This is a genomic window from Serratia sp. PL7, from assembly GCF_945957435.1.
In genome coordinates this window covers 54499-72732 of record NZ_CAMFLB010000016.1, presented here as the reverse complement: position 1 = coordinate 72732, position 18234 = coordinate 54499, and the positions used below count along the sequence as shown (strand labels likewise).

Below are 18234 nucleotides of genomic sequence, written 5' to 3'. Positions count from 1 at the left end.
AGCTCGTATCACCAAAGCGCGGGTAAAAGTATCTGGATAGTAGATCACTTTTTTAGGTACGGATAAAGCTTGTTGTGCCTTTCAAAACACGTCGCAGAAGATAAGGAGAATAGTCTGAAGAGGATAAACAACGGGGCCGGAGGTCAGCCCCATTGAAGGAAGGCTTAAATTGCCCAGCCGCCAGCATAGAACGCCACCAGCGCCACCGCGATTAACACGGTACCGATGTTCAGCCTACGCCATTCACCAGAGAACACGCGGCCAATCACCAGTGAACTGAAGCCCAGCATGATGCCGGTCACGATGTTACAGGTCAGCACGATAAACACCGCGCACAGCAAACCGGCCATGGCGTCGACAAAGTCGTCGAAATCCAGCTTGGTGACGTTGCTCAACATCAGCAGGCCAACGTACATCAGCGCAGGAGCGGTGGCATACACTGGCACCAGATAGGACAGCGGCGACAGGAACAGGATCAGCAGGAACAACAGCCCGACCACGGTGGCCGTCAGGCCGGTTTTACCGCCCGCCGCCGTACCCGCGGCAGATTCGATATAAACCGCGGCAGGTGCAGCCCCAACCAGCCCGGAGAAGATGCTGCTCAGGGAATCGGAAGTCAGCGCTTTGCCACCGTTAATAATCTGGCCATCTTTATCCAGCAGATTGGCCTGCCCGGCAACCGCACGGATGGTGCCCGTGGCGTCGAACACCGCAGTCATTACCAATGCCAACACGCTTGGCAACACCACCGGTTGTAACGCCCCCATGATATCCAGGCTGAAGATCAGCGATTTGCCATCTGGCCCCGCCAGGCTAGGCATGGCGAATAACCCTTGATATTTCACCGCCGGGTCAAAAATCAGGCCGATAACCGAAATGGCAATAATAACCAGCAAGATGCCGCCTGGCACACGCAGTTTTTCCAGGCCGAAGATCACCGCCAGCCCGATTAACGTCATCACCACTGGAAACGAGGTAAATGCCCCCAGCGCGACCGGCAAGCCATCCAGCGGATTCTTCACCACCAGGCCGACACCGTTAGCCGCGATCAGCAGCAGGAACAGGCCGATACCAATACCGGTGCCGTGCGCCACTCCCATTGGCAGGTTACGCAGGATCCAGGAACGGATACCGGTAATCGAGATGATGGTAAACAGGATCCCCATCAGGAATACCGCGCCCAGCGCCACGGGAATGCTGATGTGCTGACCCAGCACCAGGCTAAAGGCGGTGAACGCCGTCAGTGAAATGGCACAACCAATCGCCATCGGCAGGTTGGCCCACAAGCCCATCAGCAGCGATCCCAAACCGGCAACCAGGCAGGTGGCAACGAATACCGCAGTCGGTGGGAAACCGGCTTTACCCAGCATGCTGGGAACCACGATCACCGAGTAAACCATCGCCAGGAAGGTGGTTAACCCTGCCACCACTTCCTGACGCACGTTGGTACCCCGTGCTGTAAGTTTAAAATACGCATCAAGCCCGCCTTTGGGTGTCACGGCGTTATTTGCTTGAGAATTCGACATGTTGCTGTCCCCTGTTTTTCATTGCTGCCAGCCTGGATGAAATGGCTTGTTATCCCACTGATGCATGGTCATTACGAAACCGTTTCCGTCACGTTCGCGTCCTTACCCTTCAGGAACGCGGCAACAGACGCCGTGTAAAAGGCAAACGTTTAACTCTCATCGCATGCAGCGGGTGATTTATGGTGGTCTTGCCCCAAAAAATCCCAAACGCTACCGGGAGGGATTTTCAAGGCAAACGATTATCTAGCCTTCTATACCGTCTGATCAACTAAAGATCGCGACAATTTATGCGAAAACGTATTGGCAGCCATCATTGTTGAAGATGTGAGGTTTATCACATTACGACTTAAAGGGGGAAGTTCGCCCCGACAGCTTGGGGCGGAAAAGATTATTGCGATTGCATCGCCTGCTCATCCATGTACATCAACTCCCAGATATGGCCATCCAAATCCTGGAAGCCATGGCCATACATAGTGCCGTAATCCTGTGGCTGATTATAAGTATTGCCACCGGCGGCAATGGCTTTGCGTACCAACGCATCTACCGCAGCACGGCTGGGTTGAGACAGGCAAATCAGCACTTCCGTCGCTTTGTTGGCATCGCTGATAGGATTGGGGGTAAACAGTTGGAATTTCTCGTGAGACAGCAACATCACGTAAATACTCTCACTCACGACCATGCAGGCGGCAGTGTCATCGGTAAATTGCGGGTTGAAGGTAAACCCCAATTGGCGGAAAAACTCGATAGAAGCGGGCAAATTGCTGACGGGCAGGTTAACAAAAATTTGCGTAGCCATGGGCTATCTCCTATGAAAGTGACCCTATCGAGTATAGTTCAAGCCTTCAACCCAGCACGCTAAACGGCCCACCCTGTTCCAGAGCCCGCTGATACGCAGGACGTGCGTGAATGCGTTGCAGATAGTCTTGTAGTTTCGGGCACCCCTCCAGCCCGCCTCGCCCAGCTAGTGCCTCCACCGGGAAACTCATCTGGATATCTGCTGCGCTGAATTCATTGCCCACAAACCAGATGTTTTTATTCAGGTGTTGCTCCAGATAATCGCGATGCGTCGCAATCTGCTTATCCAGATACTCTTTCTGTACCCCTTTACCGATCGCCCCGGCAACCGGGCGTATCACCCATGGGATTGGCGGATGTCCTAAACGGCTAAACACCAGTTTCATTACCAGTAGCGGCATCAACGACCCTTCTGCATAGTGCAGCCAATAGCGATACTCCTGGCGGGCGTGGAAATCCGTGGGAGTGAATAACCCTTGTGCATCATAGGCCTCCTGCAGATATTCTATAATGGCGCCCGATTCCGCCAGCGTCAGATCGCCGTCTACCACTACCGGCGATTTGCCCAGCGGATGGATCTTTTTCAACTCGGGCGGTGCCAACATGGTGGTTTTATCGCGTTGATAACGCAGAACCTGATAGGGAACACCGAGCTCCTCCAGAAACCATAAGATGCGCTGCGAACGTGAGTTATTCAGATGATGCACGATAATCATGATTTTTCTCCCTCAGCGGCCTGGAGCCGTTGCCACACCAACTCGCCAATTTGCACGCTGTTACCCAGCTGCAACGGTACGGTGCGTAATGTGAGTTTATCGTCAGTGAAACTGTAGAAGCGGATCTGCTGGCTACCCAGCCAGTTGGGGAACGAACAGCCCTCGACCCGATGAATGATGCACTGTTTATCTTCATCAATCCGATAGCGGCCAAAGTAACAAAGCATATTCACAAAGGCGGGGCGGATCTCTCGATCGCTGCCCTGCGCCAAATCCTCCGAGGCAAACCTTGGCCGCGTTGCGCTATAGAGCTGCGCTGCCATGGTGCCGTTGGCCTCATAGTTGAGCCGCCCCAACACCTGCTCGCCCAAAGGGTGATGTATTGCCCCATCCTCCCCTTTGAATACGGAAGAAACCAGCGCCCAACTGCCAATAAACCGGTCTGCCATCATCACATACACTCCTTAAACGCCCTGGTTAAAAGGTAGTTGTGATTTCAACTATCGCCAATCACACTATTTATTCATTTTATTTGACAAAGATACTCAAAACTATCCGATTTTCCATTCCCACCAAGTGGCCTATCATTCAACACATCGAGAGACAACAGCCTCTCACCTAACAAAACCCCTGAGGATTGAATCATGAAAAGCATCAAAATTTTTGCTACTGCTGTACTGTTAACTTCCGCTTCTTTCGCCAGCATTGCCGCTGACCAGGTCACCAGCCAACCCGCTGCCGACGCACAAAAAATCGGTGTGGTTTCCGTAAGCGGTGCCAGCAACCTGAGCGCTCTGGAAGCCGAACTGGCAAGCAAAGCCGCCGCATCCGGTGCCAACTCTTACCGCATCGTGTCCGCCGGTGGCCAGAACAAGCTGTACGGCACCGCAGAAATCTTTAACTAATCGTCAGATTATGAGCCCCGCAAGGGGCTTTTCACGTTTTAACCGGTAGTAAAAACCGGAACAACCAGACTACTCTATAATGTAACCCATCCCCGCCAGCCAACCGGCACATGGCCCATTTTGGCAATCCCCTGCCTGTGTTTTCCCAGATACTGCAGTTGCTATTTATCACCATCACAACTTTTGGAGAGATATCATGTCGGTAACCCAACTTCTGTCAGGCCGAGTGGCTTTTGTCCAGGGTGGTTCACGCGGTATCGGTGCAGCCATCGTTAAGCGCTTGGCACGTGAAGGCGCAACCGTCGCTTTCACCTACGTTTCCTCCCCCGATAAAGCCGATGAGGTGGTTGAAGCTATTACGACCGCTGGCGGTCAAGCCATTGCCATCCGTGCAGACAGTGCCGACGCTGAGGCTCTGCAACTGGCGATACGCCAGACGGTAAACAGCTTCGGCAAGCTGGATATTCTGGTGAACAACGCGGGCGTGCTGGCAATGGGTAGTCTGGCGGAATTGTCGTTAGCAGATCTGGATCGCACGCTGGCCGTTAACGTCCGCAGCGTATTTGTTGCAAGCCAGGAGGCAGCTCGCCATATGAACGACAACGGTCGCATTATCAATATTGGCAGCACCAACGCCGAGCGCATGCCGTTTACCGGTGGGGCGATCTACGCCATGAGCAAGTCGGCGCTGGTCGGTTTAACCAAGGGTATGGCTCGCGATCTGGGTTCACGCGGCATTACCGTCAATAATGTCCAACCCGGCCCGGTAGATACCGATATGAACCCGGCTGATGGCGATTTTGCCGAACAGTTGAAACCGATGATGGCCGTTGGCCGTTATGGTAAGGATGAAGAGATTGCCAGCTTTGTGGCTTATCTGGCGGGGCCAGAGGCGGGATATATCACCGGTGCCAGCCTGACGATTGACGGTGGCTTCTCGGCGTAATGCCCTCTAAAGCAAAAAAGCCCCAAAAAGGGGCTTTTCGTTTTGAACCTGAGGACAAGTTGGGTAGAACACGTACACCCTAACGGGTTAGCCGTTGTCCCCCCACCGAACCGTACATGCACATTTCTATGCATACGGCTCTCCATTAGATCAAACAAAGGTTCTTCGGTCTGGCAATGTTCCTCGGTGAAGATTGACGTGGCATACTTGACAGAGCACTAATGTTTTCCTGTTACGGGCAATCATTAGTTTCTTCCAATTATCCGTACCCGCTTTGATATCCTTAAGTTTCCTCACATGGTGGACTTCAAAAGGACCGGTTCGGGTACCGCAATATTCACATTGGCGTGCAGCCATCCTTTCCAGCAGTTCAGTTCTTCCAGAATATATATGCGTATTCGGCAATATATCCAGTGAACTATGTTTCGGCGCACTTCTGTTTTTGAGTCTGAACACCTCTAACTCATATATCCTACCATTACGATTTTCCCGATAAACAGACCTGCCATCTGCATGTCTTAATCGTTTTGCGATTTTGGTGCGAGATGTTTGATGTTTACCTGCCAGCGTCTTATAAAGACTGTTTTCCCATATCCAATGCAACTTATTGAGATAGAGAGCCGGTGCAAGATTGTAGTAATTTGCGTAGCCACGCATTTCAGCATTGTATTGACCAATGATTTCATAGTCAGACATATGCATCATTGCTGGCCGACTAGTGCTGTTACCATATCCGCCATCGTAATACCCATAGCCATGCAGAGAGCAAAACTTCTGGATTCTCTCTCTCGGTACTCCCAGATGGATATGTTCCGTTATCGTGCGTTTTACCGCATGAATTTTGCTTCCATCTGTTTTAAGCCCCACAATACATTTGACCTGTTTGCTTTCACGACGTGCTTTAACCTCATAGCCGAGGAAAGTGAATCCTTTCTTTGGGTCAATAATGCTGGATTTTTCTTTAGATATTTCGAGGTGAAGTTCAGTTTCAACAAAATCGACAACCTCTTTCATTATCGTTTCTGCTTCATTTTTACTTCCTATAACACCTATCAGAAAATCATCAGCATATCGAACATATCGCATTCTTTTGAACTCAGTATCGTCCGTGATAACACTGGGTAAACTACGCAATTGTTTTTCCAGTTCATCCGCTTCGTGTCTCCATCTTTGGATTTTCTGCTCATCAGCAGTCATTCCAGAGGCGCCGAAACCTTGCCTGATCCATTTAATACGGTTTGCTCGGTTTTGTAGTGCTCTTTTATATATGGGATTAGGCTTCCTTCTTCCTCCTTTGCCGAACTTGCTGATTCTATCTTTCATAAATTCATCAAGCTCATGGAGAAATACATTGGCAAGGACAGGGGAAATAATACCACCTTGCGGCGTGCCACTGTGAGTGCCAAAGTAACGCCAATTGTCCAGATACCCAGCTTTCAGGAACTTCTTGAGAAGTGCCAGAAATTTGCTATCAGTGATCCGCTTACTTAAAAACTTCTGAAGAAGATCATGGTCAATGTTGTCAAAGTAACCTTGGATATCAACATTACATACCCATTTAGTCCCCTTCCAACTGTTTCTGATTTCTTTTAATGCAGAATGACAGGACCGCTTTGGTCTGAACCCATAACTCCAATCGCTAAAGATTGGCTCATAGATCTCCTCCAACAGCATCCTCATTACCTCCTGTACTAATTTATCATCTCCAGTAGGAATACCCAGTGGACGTCTCTTTCCATTCGGCTTTTGGGCATCTTTAGGTATGTATATGCGCCTACAAGGTTTGGGGCTATACGTGTTTGAGTTAATGGTTTCAATAAGACTAATAATCCTATCGACGCTCATTTCATCCATCGTATTATTATCTATCCCTTTCGTCATAGCTCCCCGATTGGAATAAATATTCGCATATGCCTGCGCCCAAAGATCCTTATTGCTACACATAATTTTATGTAGTTTCTTGACCTTATGACCTTGTATGCTGGCTTTGCTTATACCATTTAGAGCATTGAGTGTTCGTTGTGATAGCACTGACTATCGAACCTCGCTTCTATTAGTATTGATCCAACTGACTCCCTTCCCCCTTACAAGTATAATTTCACCGATAGTTACTTATCGATTTATATATACTTTTCAGATTGGTTATCCAATTGCTACTCCATTACAGAGCTACGTTGGGTACTACGAAGTCTCCGTTACCTTATTGGTTGATGACTTAACCAACTTAGGTAATCCCGTATTTCTTTGTAGTCAAGGTACGTCCCACTTAGGTTCCACTTACGTTCAATTGCCACTCTCACCGAGTAGGTGCCAATATTGTTGGATATAGCGGCCTTCTAACAATAACCCCTATAAATACTGATATGACTCCTGAATAACCGTGAGTCAAAGGTATCCCGAAACCCACTATGAACTATGATTCAACCAATCAGGCTTAACCATATGGGACTTGCAATGGCTGGCGCAAAGTAGGCTATTTCCCCGCAACCAGCCTTTTCCTGACATGCTGCACTCCCCTTCCTCTTTCGAGGTTCAAACCCATTACTGGGTAAGGATAAGTCAGGCTTGCAATAGGCACTCCAACAGCCTATGGCCACCTCGAAAAAATGAGATAACCACTTGATTTACAAAGCAAAACGGCGCACCTAGAACGGAATATCGTCGTCAAAGTCCATTGGCGGTTCGTTGCTAGCTGCTGGTGCGCTGTTTTGCGCTGGGCGAGCCTGCTGCTGTTGACCACCGCTGAACTGGTTGCCGCCCTGTGGCTGCTGAGGTTGACCCCAACCGCCCTGCTGGCCACCCGCTGGAGCGCCGCCGCCTGCTGGAGCACCGCCACCTTGGCGGCCACCCAACATCTGCATGGTGCCACCCACGTTGACCACGATTTCGGTGGTGTATTTTTCTACGCCCGCCTGATCGGTCCATTTACGGGTCTGCAATGCACCCTCGATGTAAACCTGGGAACCTTTACGCAGGTATTCACCCGCCACTTCTGCCAGCTTGCCGAACAACACCACGCGGTGCCATTCCGTTTTTTCTTTCTGCTCGCCAGTAGCCTTGTCACGCCAGCTTTCGGAGGTCGCCAGGGTAATGTTGGCAACTGCGCCGCCATTAGGCATGTAACGGACCTCAGGGTCTTGACCCAGATTCCCGACCAAAATTACTTTGTTTACGCCTCTGCTGGCCATGTTCGATCTCCCGATGAGTCATTTAAGTGGATTCAGACCACATTTTGGATAGTCTAAACCACAAATTGTAGCATGCCACCTGCTTAGATTATACCTGCGAAGTGCCTTCCAAAAATGTCTCTGCGAACGACCTTGTTGCATTCGTATACTGGATATTCATTCAGGTTTTTTTGTGCCATAATTATGCGTTTCGTACTGGCCGAGCCGTTTTTTTGCGCAATAGATCACATAATCGCCCACAAAAGAACGCAGACAGGCGCGGTGTATCATCAAGACGGGAAGTGTAAATGGACAATATCGAAGTTCGTGGTGCTCGAACCCACAATCTCAAAAACATCAACCTGATTATCCCGCGCGACAAGCTGATCGTCGTTACCGGTCTATCAGGTTCCGGCAAGTCCTCACTGGCTTTTGATACACTGTATGCCGAGGGGCAGCGGCGCTACGTTGAATCGCTCTCTGCCTACGCTCGCCAGTTTCTTTCGCTGATGGAAAAACCGGACGTCGACCATATTGAAGGTCTGTCCCCGGCGATCTCCATCGAGCAAAAATCGACCTCGCATAACCCGCGCTCCACGGTCGGGACTATCACCGAGATCCACGATTACCTGCGCCTGCTGTTTGCCCGCGTCGGCGAACCGCGTTGCCCGGATCACCACGTTCCGTTGGCGGCACAAACCGTCAGCCAGATGGTGGATAACGTGCTCAACCAGCCGGAAGGCAAACGCCTGATGCTGTTGGCACCGGTGGTGAAAGATCGTAAGGGCGAACACACCAAAACGCTGGAAAACCTGGCAACCCAGGGCTATATCCGCGCGCGCATCGACGGTGAAGTGTGCGATCTCTCCGATCCGCCAAAGCTGGAGCTGCAAAAGAAACACACCATTGAAGTGGTGGTGGACCGTTTTAAAGTGCGTGACGATCTGGCACAGCGTTTGGCCGAGTCGTTTGAAACCGCATTGGAACTGTCCGGCGGTACCGCCGTCGTCGCCGATATGGATGACGAAAAGGCCGATGAACTGCTGTTCTCCGCCAACTTTGCCTGCCCTATCTGCGGCTACAGCATGCGCGAGCTGGAACCCCGGCTGTTCTCGTTCAACAACCCAGCCGGCGCCTGCCCAACCTGTGACGGACTGGGCGTGCAGCAGTTCTTCGATCCTGAACGTGTGGTACAGAACCCCGAGCTTTCTCTGGCCGGTGGCGCTATCCGCGGTTGGGACCGCCGTAACTTCTATTATTTCCAGATGCTGCGCTCGCTGGCGGAGCACTATAGCTTTGATGTGGAAGCCCCGTTCAGCAGCCTGGATGCCAACGTGCAGAAAGCGGTACTGAGCGGTTCGGGCAAAGAGTCGATCGAATTCAAATACATCAACGATCGCGGTGACACCACCGTGCGCCGCCATCCGTTTGAAGGCGTGCTGCATAATATGGAGCGCCGCTACAAAGAGACCGAATCCAGCGCGGTGCGCGAAGAGCTGGCCAAATTTATCAGCAACCGTCCTTGCGCCTCGTGCCGTGGCACCCGCCTGCGTGAAGAAGCCCGTAACGTGTTCGTGGAAGATACTACGCTGCCGGAGATCTCTGAGCTCAGCATCGGCCATGCCATGACCTTCTTCCAGAATATGAAACTGAGCGGTCAACGTGCCCAGATCGCCGAGAAGGTGTTGAAAGAGATCGGCGATCGTCTGAAGTTCCTGGTTAACGTCGGGCTGAACTACCTTTCACTGTCACGCTCTGCGGAAACGCTGTCCGGTGGTGAAGCCCAGCGTATTCGCCTGGCAAGCCAGATCGGTGCTGGCCTGGTAGGCGTGATGTACGTGCTGGATGAGCCTTCCATTGGCCTGCACCAGCGCGATAACGAACGCCTGCTGGAAACCCTGATCCACCTGCGTAATCTGGGCAACACGGTGATCGTGGTAGAGCACGACGAAGACGCGATCCGCGCGGCCGACCACGTGATCGATATCGGCCCTGGTGCCGGTGTTCACGGCGGCCAGGTGGTAGCGGAAGGCACCGTCGATGACATCATGGCCCAACCGGATTCACTGACCGGCCAGTTCCTTAGCGGCAAGCGCTCAATCGCCATTCCGGCCGAACGCGTGCCCGCCGATCCGACCAAGGTGCTGAAACTCAGCGGCGCACGCGGCAACAACCTGAAAGACGTGACGCTCACGCTGCCTGTCGGGCTGTTTACCTGCATTACCGGCGTTTCCGGTTCCGGCAAGTCAACGCTGATCAACGATACGCTGTTCCCGATCGCCCAACGCCAGCTCAACGGTGCAACCATTGCCGAAGCGGCTCCTTACCGCGAAGTGACCGGTCTGGAACATTTCGACAAGGTGATCGATATCGATCAGAGCCCAATTGGCCGTACGCCACGCTCTAATCCGGCCACCTATACCGGGATCTTCACCCCGGTGCGTGAACTGTTTGCCGGGGTACCTGAATCCCGTACCCGTGGCTATACGCCGGGCCGTTTCAGCTTTAACGTCAAGGGCGGCCGCTGCGAAGCCTGCCAGGGCGACGGCGTGATCAAGGTAGAGATGCACTTCCTGCCGGATATCTACGTGCCTTGCGATCAGTGCAAAGGCAAACGCTATAACCGCGAAACGTTGGAAGTGAAGTACAAGGGCAAAAACATCCACGAAGTGCTGGAAATGACCATTGAGGAAGCCCGTGAATTCTTCGATGCCGTACCCGCCTTGGCGCGTAAGCTGCAAACGTTGATGGAGGTTGGGCTTTCCTATATCCGTCTCGGGCAGTCGGCCACCACCCTTTCCGGTGGTGAAGCGCAGCGTGTGAAACTGGCGCGTGAGCTGTCGAAACGGGGCACTGGCCAGACGCTGTATATTCTTGATGAACCCACCACCGGCCTGCACTTCGCCGATATCCAGCAGTTGCTGGCGGTGCTGCATCAATTGCGCGATCAGGGCAACACCATCGTGGTGATTGAACACAACCTGGACGTCATCAAAACGGCGGACTGGATCGTCGATCTGGGGCCGGAAGGCGGCAGCGGCGGCGGTGAGATCCTGGTGTCCGGCACGCCGGAAACCGTGGCCAACTGTAAAGAGTCGCATACCGCGCGATTCCTGAAACCGATGTTGCAGAGATAAAACCGTGGCCAACATGCCGAACACCTAAGCTCGGCATGTTGGCTATTATTACGGCGCAACCTGGGGACAGCAATAAGTTTCCACCTTAGAAAGGCGGGAGCGGATTTGGGGTTTTAACTGTCACACGGACGGATAGGTAAAACGCTTAACGTGCCGACTCAGTGGCCAAATCACTCTCACCGCCAAAACTCGGCATTATTTATCTGAGGCTAACATCTGCTCATATCGGCCAGGTTATCCCCCCCATGCCTGCACCTGTTTCAATTCAAATTCGGCTTCGGCTAATTTTCTCTGTCGTTTAGCAATTTTGCTCGGCTTGCCTTTGAGCTGGGCTTCATACAGCTCTTGTTTCCTTTTTTCTACTTTTCGTTGCTTCTTGGCAATTTGATACTGGCGATCAAATTCAAACGGCTGAGCGGCTGGCGCATAATCGTATCTATTATAACGACCTTGATAACTACCGTGGCAGTAGGTCTGCACATTGGCCAAGGCCCGATTAAGCCCCTCAACACGATGGACATTGCCATAACGCGTCGCGTAATCGAGCTGCTCTCGCAGTTTTTGTTCTTTTATTGCACAATTTGGCGAAGCTAATGATAACGAGGAATAAACGAGCAGCGGCAGTACCAAAAATATTGAATGATGCAGTTTCATAGTTAAATTTCCTTTTAGTAGGTTCCCCGTAGGGATCCCTTATCCTTATTTGCCTTTAAGCAGATTAATATAGACGCATTAATAACACAGTCATAATTTAGATTCCAATGAGAACTCTCTTAATTAACTGCGCCGTGCTATTGCAAATAAATTATCAACCTATTTTTATCAGTCTTTAAATCATCACCAATTAATATAAAATAATCCAATCAGCGGAATTAAACACAAAAAAACCTTGCCAATCCTGTTTCTTAGAACTAAATAACGCAGTAAACAATATTGACCTACAAAATAAAATTTCCCCATAGATATCGGGGGACGTAGTCCTCTTGGCCTGTCGCCACTCTTGAGCCAACAGGCCTGACCACCTATAAATTCAAATGCGCAGCTCTTGGCGCACCTGCTCGGGCAACCCTTCCAGCACCAACCGATATGAGCTGTCTATCAAGTGATAAAACTGCGAGTTGGGCAGGTTGCCATCCAGAAATACTGCGTTCCAATGGGCTTTATTCAGATGTTCGCAGGGGACGATTTCTGGATGCTGCTCACGCAGGCTTTCCGCCAGTTCCGGGCTGCTTTTGATTGCTAGCGCCGGGCGCCCCTGTACTTCACACACCATAGCGAACATGACATCTCCCACCTTGATCTGGCTGGCCTGCCATTGGTTTTGATCGCTTTGGTGTGCGCCAGGTTTCGCCATGCAGTATTCCAGCAGTGCTGAGTTATTCATTGGGTTATTTCCCGCCAAGACACAATGCGGCGCGAACCACTGTGAGTATGCTGTTGCCAGCCAGATACCCTGCCAGTCAGGTAGAGAACCGCGCCTGGTCGCTGAAAGCAGGGCTTTATGGCGCATACGAAAAGTCTTAGCGCCCTCAATCAGTATATTCTTTATCCCGTTGGCGGCAATCGCCAGTACGCAGAAACAACAAGGGGCGATATCGCTATCGCCCCTAAAATCACTGCATTCAGGCCGTTACTGCACCGCAGCAAAGGCCTCTGCCACTTGACGAACGTTATTGTGGTTAAGACCCGCCACACACATACGGCCGCTGTGGATCAGATAGACACCGAACTCTTCACGCAGCCGATCAACCTGAGCCGCACTAAAGCCGGTGTAGCTGAACATGCCGCGCTGCTCGAGCAGGTAATCGAAGTTACGCTGTGGCAATGCGCCCTTGAGCGTTTCGACCAGCGCTTTACGCATCTCCAGAATACGGCTGCGCATGGACTCCACTTCGGCCAGCCATTGCGCTTTCAGCTGCGCATCGTTCAGCACTTTTGCCACCACCTGCGCACCGAAGTTCGGTGGGCTGGAGTAGTTACGCCGCACGGTCGCTTTCAACTGCCCCAGCACGCGTTCAGCAGCTTCGCTGCTTTCACACACCACAGAAAGCCCACCCACGCGCTCACCGTACAGCGAGAAGATTTTCGAGAATGAGTTGCTCACCAGGCACGGCAAACCGGCAGCTGCGATGGCGCGAATGGCGTAGGCATCCTGATCCATTCCGCCGCCAAAGCCCTGATAGGCGATGTCGAGGAACGGGATCAGTTCACGTTCGGCGATCACTTTAACCACCTGATCCCACTGGGCATTGGTAAGATCGGAGCCGGTCGGGTTATGGCAGCAAGGATGCAGCAGCGCAATGCTCTTGGCCGGCAACTGTTGCAGCGTGCTCAACATGGCATCAAATTTCACCCCCAGCTTTTCACCGTCGAAATAGGGGTAAGTATTCACTTTGAAACCAGCACCACCAAAGATGGCTACGTGGTTTTCCCAAGTCGGATCGCTGACCCAAACCTGAGAATCCGGGAAATAGCTTTTCAGGAAGTCGGCCCCCACTTTCAACGCACCAGAGCCGCCCACGGTTTGAATGGTGGCGATACGCCCCTGTTGCAGCATGGGGTGTTCGGCACCAAACAACAGCTGTTGGATTGCGCTACGGTAAGGCTGTAGGCCTTCCATCGGCAGGTAGACCGAGGCCCCCTGTTCAACGCTGTTAAGTTGGGCTTCAGCAGCGGCAACGGCCTTCATCTGTGGGATGATGCCTTGCTCGTTGTAGTAAAGGCCAATACTCAGGTTCACCTTGTGCGCACGGGGATCTTTTTTGAATTTTTCCATCAGCGACAGGATCGGGTCACCTGCATAGGCTTCAACATTCTGGAACACGGGTTGGTTCTCCTGATTTTGGTTATTCGGACACTGTCTAGGCCCTGCACCCTCCGCCTTGATTAGGGCTTTTGGGTCTGCGACGGCACCACGGTCAATTGGGGGACACAGCCTACTATAGCCACAAATTGGCGTTGGGTTTTAGCTTTATCTCGCTACCGGAAGCAAACCGTTTTCTTTGATCCGTTCCAGCACCACCGCCGTTTTGATATGTCCGACACTTTTATGGCGGGAAAGCGTCTGGCTGATAAACTCACTTAACGCGGGCAGGTCTGCTACCGCTACTTTCAGCAGGTAGTCGGCATCGCCGGTGGTTTTATAAACGTCAACAATTGCGTCCACTTCTGCCAGCATCTGATGGAAACTGTCGATCTGCTCTTGGGTATGCGTCAGCAGGCTTACCTCTATCAGCCCTACCAGCCCCAATCCCACCGCCTCCGGTGCCAACCGGGCATGATACCCTTTGATCAATTGGGCCTGCTCCAGGCTGATACGGCGGCGCGAGCATTGCGAGGCCGAAAGCCCGACCAGTTCGCTCAGTTCCTGATTGGTCAGACGACCATTGGCCTGTAACAGCGTCAGGATTTTCATATCAAAATCGTCAATGTTGTACATAGCCACCTGTAAAATGTGTTAATAAATGTTGACGCTACAGACTAGCAGCTTTTTTAGCCTTGCAACCATCGGTGCTGGCGGGTTGTGAGAGACATAGCAGCAAAGCCAGCTTCCCTGCTCAAAAATGGCATAAAAAACGGCTAAATTACGCAAACCAACAACAATTAACGGCAAAACCGCGCATAAAACCACAAATGTATTTGTCGACATGAAAAGGAAATTTGATGAAAAAACTATTGCCTCTCGCCTTGCTGGTCGCCACCGGGAGCGCCAGCGCACAATCCAATCTGGACAAGGTATTGCAGCAAAAAACGCTGACGGTCTGTACCACCGGCGATTACAAGCCCTACACCTTCCTGAAAGAGGATGGCAGCTACGAAGGCATTGATATCGCGATGGCCGAGTCACTGGCCAACAGCCTGGGAGCCAAGGTGAAATGGGTAAAAACGACCTGGAAAACCCTGACACCTGACTTTGTGGCCGGGAAGTGTGACATCGCCATGGGGGGGATCTCAGTGACGCTGGAGCGCCAAAAGCAGGTGTTTTTTGCCGAGCGGCTTGATACCGATGGCAAAATCCCGCTGGTGCGTTGTACCGACGTGAAAAAATACCGCACCGTTGAGCAGATTAACAAACCTGCAGTGCGGCTGATCGAGCCTGCCGGTGGCACCAACGAAGCCTTTGTCCGTGCCCATCTGCCCAAGGCCAACCTGACGCTGTCCCACGATAATATGGGCATTTTCCAGCAGTTGGTGGACCGCAAGGCCGACGTGATGATCACCGATGCCTCCGAAGCCCTGTACCAGCAAAAACGCTATCCCAAGCTGTGTGCGGTGAACCCGGATAAGCCGATGCAATACGGCGAGAAGGCCTATATGCTGCCGCGTGATGATATGAGTTGGAAGCTGTATGTCGATCAATGGCTGCACTTGAGCAAGGCCAGCGGGGAGTACCAGAAGATTATCGGCCAGTGGCTGGCGGTGAAGAAGTAAGCTGACGAATGCCTCCTCATCTTCTCCCGCAGGGAGAAGATGAGGGAAATTACTCGCCGATATATTCCATCGTGACGCGCTGGGTCAGCTTGGTGATCAGCTCATAGGCGCTGATGCCGCTAAAGGCAGCCACCCGTTCAACCGGCAGCTCATTGCCCCACAGCACCACTTCATCACCCACTTTATCGCTGGCATCCGGCCCCAGATCGACGGAAATCATATCCATGGAGACACGGCCGACAATCGGTACTTCACGTCCGTTCAGCCATACCGGAGTGCCAGAAGGCGCACTGCGTGGGTAACCGTCACCATACCCCATCGCCACTACACCCAGGCGGGTATCTCGTTCACTCACCCATAGTCCGCCGTAGCCAACCGGCTCTCCGGCACGATGCTCACGCACGGCTATCAGACTGGATTTAAGCGTCATGGCAGGTTGCAGCCCAAAGTGATCGGCATAAGGCTCCTCCAACGGGGATACGCCATATAGGATAATCCCTGGGCGTACCCAGTCAAAATGAGCCTGTGGCCACAGCAAGATCCCGCCGGAAGCCGCGATCGACTTCAGGCCCGGCTTATCATTGGCGAAGCGCTCAAAGCAGCTGATTTGCTTTTCGGTCGCATCCACCAGCGGCTCGTCGGCACGGCTGAAGTGGCTCATGATATTGACCGGCTGCACTACGTTGCGACAGGCGCTCAAACGCTGGTAGAACGCCTCTGCCTGTTCCGGACGCACGCCCAGACGATGCATACCGCTATCCAGCTTCATCCATACCGACACCGGGTGCGCCAGTTCAATCTGCTCCAGCGCCTCGAGCTGTTCGATGCTGTGAACGGCGGTTTCGATATTATTCGCCACCAGCGCGGGCAGATCTTCAGCACAGAAGAACCCTTCCAACAGCAGGATCGGTTTAACGATGCCACCGGCACGCAGCATCAACGCTTCGCCGATACGCGCTACGCCGTAACAGTCGGCATCTTGCAAGGTGTGAGCCGTTTCCAGCAGGCCATGTCCATAGGCGTTGGCTTTCACCACGGCAATCAGGCGGCTTTGCGGCGCCAGGCGACGGATCTGTTGCAGGTTATGTCGCAGAGCGCGGCGATCGATGACAGCAGTTGCCGCTTTCATTTCAATTCCTTAGCTGATTATTCATCATCATATTGTGGCCCCGCATAATTATCGAAGCGCGACCATTGGCCGTTAAAGGTCAGGCGTACGGTACCGATCGGGCCGTTACGCTGTTTACCCAGAATAATTTCGGCAATCCCTTTCAGATCGCTGTTCTCGTGATAAACCTCATCACGGTAGATGAACATAATCAGGTCAGCATCCTGCTCGATGGAGCCGGATTCACGCAGGTCGGAGTTGACCGGGCGCTTATCGGCGCGCTGTTCCAGGCTACGGTTCAACTGTGACAGCGCCACCACCGGCACCTGCAGCTCTTTCGCCAAGGCTTTGAGCGAGCGGGAAATTTCGGCAATTTCCAAGGTACGGTTGTCGGAGAGTGACGGCACGCGCATCAACTGCAGGTAGTCGATCATGATCAGGCTAATCCCGTCATGTTCACGGAAAATACGCCGCGCGCGGGAGCGCACTTCGGTGGGCGTCAGGCCAGAGGAGTCGTCAATATACATATTGCGCTTCTCCAGCAGGATCCCCATGGTGCTCGAGATCCGCGCCCAATCCTCATCATCCAGTTGGCCGGTACGGATACGGGTCTGATCCACGCGCGATAGCGAGGCCAGCATACGCATCATGATCTGGTTGCAGGGCATCTCCAGGCTGAAGATCAGCACCGGTTTATCCTGCGTCATCGCAGCGTGTTCGCACAGGTTCATCGCGAAGGTGGTTTTACCCATTGCCGGACGGGCCGCGACGATGATCAGGTCAGACTTTTGCAGACCGGCGGTTTTCTTGTTGAGATCGTGATAGCCGGTGTCTACGCCGGTAACACCGTCGTGCGGCTGTTGATAGAGCTGCTCGATACGGGCGACGGTATCTTCCAGAATACGTTCGATGCCTTTAGGGCCTTCATCTTTGCTGGCGCGGTTTTCCGCGATCTGGAATACCCGGGATTCGGCCAGATCGAGCAGATCTTCACTACTACGCCCTTGCGGATCGTAACCCGCATCGGCGATTTCGTTGGCGACGGAGATCATTTCACGGACGACCGCTCGTTCACGCACGATATCGGCATACGCACCAATGTTGGCCGCACTAGGGGTGTTTTTCGATAATTCTGCCAGATAGGCAAAACCGCCCACCGTCTCCAGATCGCCCCTCTGTTCCAACGACTCGGACAGCGTGATCAGGTCGATAGGCCGGCTCATCTCCAGCAGACGCTGCATTTCGGTAAAGATCAGGCGGTGTGGGCGGCTGAAGAAGTCGTTGGCGACTACGCGCTCCGCCACGTTATCCCAGCGTTCGTTATCCAGCATCAAACCGCCCAACACGGACTGCTCCGCCTCCAGCGAATGTGGCGGCATCTTCAGCCCTTCCATCTGGCGGTCTCTGGGTTCGTACGTGTTTGTCTTGTTGGTTGGTTTTTTGCCTGCCATGAAGCCTATTCTTTATTCAGTTGCGAATGGGGGAAGCTGACGCAAGAGTATA

General features: G+C 52.6%; 16 protein-coding genes. 4 read left to right on the top strand and 12 right to left on the bottom strand.

Translation table 11 applies throughout. The features are described from left to right. Positions 1 to 164: 164 nt before the first annotated feature. The 4 genes from N6G83_RS37650 to N6G83_RS37635 all read right to left on the bottom strand — a co-directional run bounded on the left by N6G83_RS37650 (position 165) and on the right by N6G83_RS37635 (position 3489). Complete coding sequence (locus N6G83_RS37650) at positions 165 to 1526, bottom strand: NCS2 family permease (protein WP_024527991.1); 1362 nt, start codon at positions 1524 to 1526, stop codon at positions 165 to 167. 388 nt (positions 1527 to 1914) lie between these two features. Then, the gene (locus N6G83_RS37645) at positions 1915 to 2322 is read right to left on the bottom strand and encodes a VOC family protein (protein ID WP_074031508.1); all 408 of its coding nucleotides are present in this window, start codon (positions 2320 to 2322) and stop codon (positions 1915 to 1917) included. A gap of 46 nt (positions 2323 to 2368) precedes the next feature. Continuing rightward, entirely contained in the window at positions 2369 to 3037 is a 669-nt protein-coding gene (locus N6G83_RS37640) for a glutathione S-transferase family protein (protein ID WP_074031507.1), read from the bottom strand. Continuing rightward, positions 3034 to 3489, bottom strand: coding sequence for a lipocalin-like domain-containing protein (locus N6G83_RS37635; protein ID WP_024527994.1), 456 nt, complete (start codon positions 3487 to 3489; stop codon positions 3034 to 3036). Before N6G83_RS37635 ends, N6G83_RS37640 begins: the two co-directional genes overlap by 4 nt. A 192-nt stretch (positions 3490 to 3681) precedes the next feature. Between N6G83_RS37635 and bhsA the strand changes: the two genes are divergently transcribed. Together bhsA and N6G83_RS37625 are read left to right on the top strand one after the other, a co-directional pair. Next, positions 3682 to 3942 (top strand): multiple stress resistance protein BhsA, encoded by a 261-nt coding sequence (gene bhsA / locus N6G83_RS37630; RefSeq protein WP_024527998.1) that lies wholly within the window; start codon positions 3682 to 3684, stop codon positions 3940 to 3942. Positions 3943 to 4138: 196 nt separating this feature from the next. Beyond that, complete coding sequence (locus N6G83_RS37625) at positions 4139 to 4888, top strand: 3-oxoacyl-ACP reductase family protein (protein WP_211135662.1); 750 nt, start codon at positions 4139 to 4141, stop codon at positions 4886 to 4888. A gap of 150 nt (positions 4889 to 5038) precedes the next feature. Here N6G83_RS37625 and N6G83_RS37620 read toward each other — a convergent pair whose 3' ends face one another. Together N6G83_RS37620 and ssb1 are read right to left on the bottom strand one after the other, a co-directional pair. Continuing rightward, positions 5039 to 6919, bottom strand: a complete 1881-nt coding sequence (locus N6G83_RS37620) for a group II intron reverse transcriptase (RefSeq protein ID WP_211135661.1) — start codon at positions 6917 to 6919, stop codon at positions 5039 to 5041. A 614-nt stretch (positions 6920 to 7533) separates the two neighbouring features. Further along, entirely contained in the window at positions 7534 to 8076 is a 543-nt protein-coding gene (gene ssb1, locus N6G83_RS37615; RefSeq protein ID WP_024483970.1) for a single-stranded DNA-binding protein SSB1, read from the bottom strand. A 287-nt stretch (positions 8077 to 8363) separates the two neighbouring features. Here ssb1 and uvrA point away from each other — a divergent pair, with 287 nt between their 5' ends. Continuing rightward, entirely contained in the window at positions 8364 to 11192 is a 2829-nt protein-coding gene (gene uvrA / locus N6G83_RS37610; RefSeq protein WP_074031505.1) for an excinuclease ABC subunit UvrA, read from the top strand. Between the two features lie 234 nt (positions 11193 to 11426). On the opposite strand, the gene N6G83_RS37605 is transcribed toward uvrA, so the two are convergent. From N6G83_RS37605 to N6G83_RS37590, 4 genes are all read right to left on the bottom strand, one after another. Continuing rightward, a complete protein-coding gene (locus N6G83_RS37605) occupies positions 11427 to 11846 on the bottom strand; it encodes a DUF1090 domain-containing protein (protein ID WP_024528001.1) in 420 nt (139 codons plus the stop codon). Between the two features lie 376 nt (positions 11847 to 12222). Beyond that, a complete protein-coding gene (locus N6G83_RS37600) occupies positions 12223 to 12576 on the bottom strand; it encodes an MmcQ/YjbR family DNA-binding protein (RefSeq protein ID WP_211135012.1) in 354 nt (117 codons plus the stop codon). Positions 12577 to 12822: 246 nt separating this feature from the next. Beyond that, a complete protein-coding gene (locus tag N6G83_RS37595) occupies positions 12823 to 14016 on the bottom strand; it encodes an amino acid aminotransferase (protein ID WP_024483973.1) in 1194 nt (397 codons plus the stop codon). 147 nt (positions 14017 to 14163) lie between these two features. Continuing rightward, positions 14164 to 14631: an Lrp/AsnC family transcriptional regulator gene (locus tag N6G83_RS37590; RefSeq protein WP_024528003.1), complete on the bottom strand. Its 468-nt coding sequence runs from the start codon at positions 14629 to 14631 to the stop codon at positions 14164 to 14166. Between the two features lie 224 nt (positions 14632 to 14855). Between N6G83_RS37590 and N6G83_RS37585 the strand changes: the two genes are divergently transcribed. Next, positions 14856 to 15623: a transporter substrate-binding domain-containing protein gene (locus N6G83_RS37585; RefSeq protein WP_065684851.1), complete on the top strand. Its 768-nt coding sequence runs from the start codon at positions 14856 to 14858 to the stop codon at positions 15621 to 15623. Positions 15624 to 15672: 49 nt separating this feature from the next. On the opposite strand, the gene alr is transcribed toward N6G83_RS37585, so the two are convergent. Next, the gene (gene alr, locus N6G83_RS37580) at positions 15673 to 16752 is read right to left on the bottom strand and encodes an alanine racemase (protein WP_065684850.1); all 1080 of its coding nucleotides are present in this window, start codon (positions 16750 to 16752) and stop codon (positions 15673 to 15675) included. A gap of 17 nt (positions 16753 to 16769) precedes the next feature. After that, complete coding sequence (dnaB, locus tag N6G83_RS37575) at positions 16770 to 18182, bottom strand: replicative DNA helicase (protein WP_024483977.1); 1413 nt, start codon at positions 18180 to 18182, stop codon at positions 16770 to 16772. Positions 18183 to 18234 lie beyond the last annotated feature (52 nt).

Excerpts from the sequence above, each read along its gene's own strand:
- N6G83_RS37650 (WP_024527991.1), bottom strand. The coding sequence starts at position 1,526 with ATGTCGAATTCTCAAGCAAATAACGCCGTGACACCCAAAGGCGGGCTT.
- N6G83_RS37645 (WP_074031508.1), bottom strand. The coding sequence starts at position 2,322 with ATGGCTACGCAAATTTTTGTTAACCTGCCCGTCAGCAATTTGCCCGCT.
- N6G83_RS37640 (WP_074031507.1), bottom strand. The coding sequence starts at position 3,037 with ATGATTATCGTGCATCATCTGAATAACTCACGTTCGCAGCGCATCTTA.
- N6G83_RS37635 (WP_024527994.1), bottom strand. The coding sequence starts at position 3,489 with ATGATGGCAGACCGGTTTATTGGCAGTTGGGCGCTGGTTTCTTCCGTA.
- bhsA (WP_024527998.1), top strand. The coding sequence starts at position 3,682 with ATGAAAAGCATCAAAATTTTTGCTACTGCTGTACTGTTAACTTCCGCT.
- N6G83_RS37625 (WP_211135662.1), top strand. The coding sequence starts at position 4,139 with ATGTCGGTAACCCAACTTCTGTCAGGCCGAGTGGCTTTTGTCCAGGGT.
- ssb1 (WP_024483970.1), bottom strand. The coding sequence starts at position 8,076 with ATGGCCAGCAGAGGCGTAAACAAAGTAATTTTGGTCGGGAATCTGGGT.
- uvrA (WP_074031505.1), top strand. The coding sequence starts at position 8,364 with ATGGACAATATCGAAGTTCGTGGTGCTCGAACCCACAATCTCAAAAAC.
- N6G83_RS37605 (WP_024528001.1), bottom strand. The coding sequence starts at position 11,846 with ATGAAACTGCATCATTCAATATTTTTGGTACTGCCGCTGCTCGTTTAT.
- N6G83_RS37600 (WP_211135012.1), bottom strand. The coding sequence starts at position 12,576 with ATGAATAACTCAGCACTGCTGGAATACTGCATGGCGAAACCTGGCGCA.
- N6G83_RS37590 (WP_024528003.1), bottom strand. The coding sequence starts at position 14,631 with ATGTACAACATTGACGATTTTGATATGAAAATCCTGACGCTGTTACAG.
- N6G83_RS37585 (WP_065684851.1), top strand. The coding sequence starts at position 14,856 with ATGAAAAAACTATTGCCTCTCGCCTTGCTGGTCGCCACCGGGAGCGCC.
- alr (WP_065684850.1), bottom strand. The coding sequence starts at position 16,752 with ATGAAAGCGGCAACTGCTGTCATCGATCGCCGCGCTCTGCGACATAAC.
- dnaB (WP_024483977.1), bottom strand. The coding sequence starts at position 18,182 with ATGGCAGGCAAAAAACCAACCAACAAGACAAACACGTACGAACCCAGA.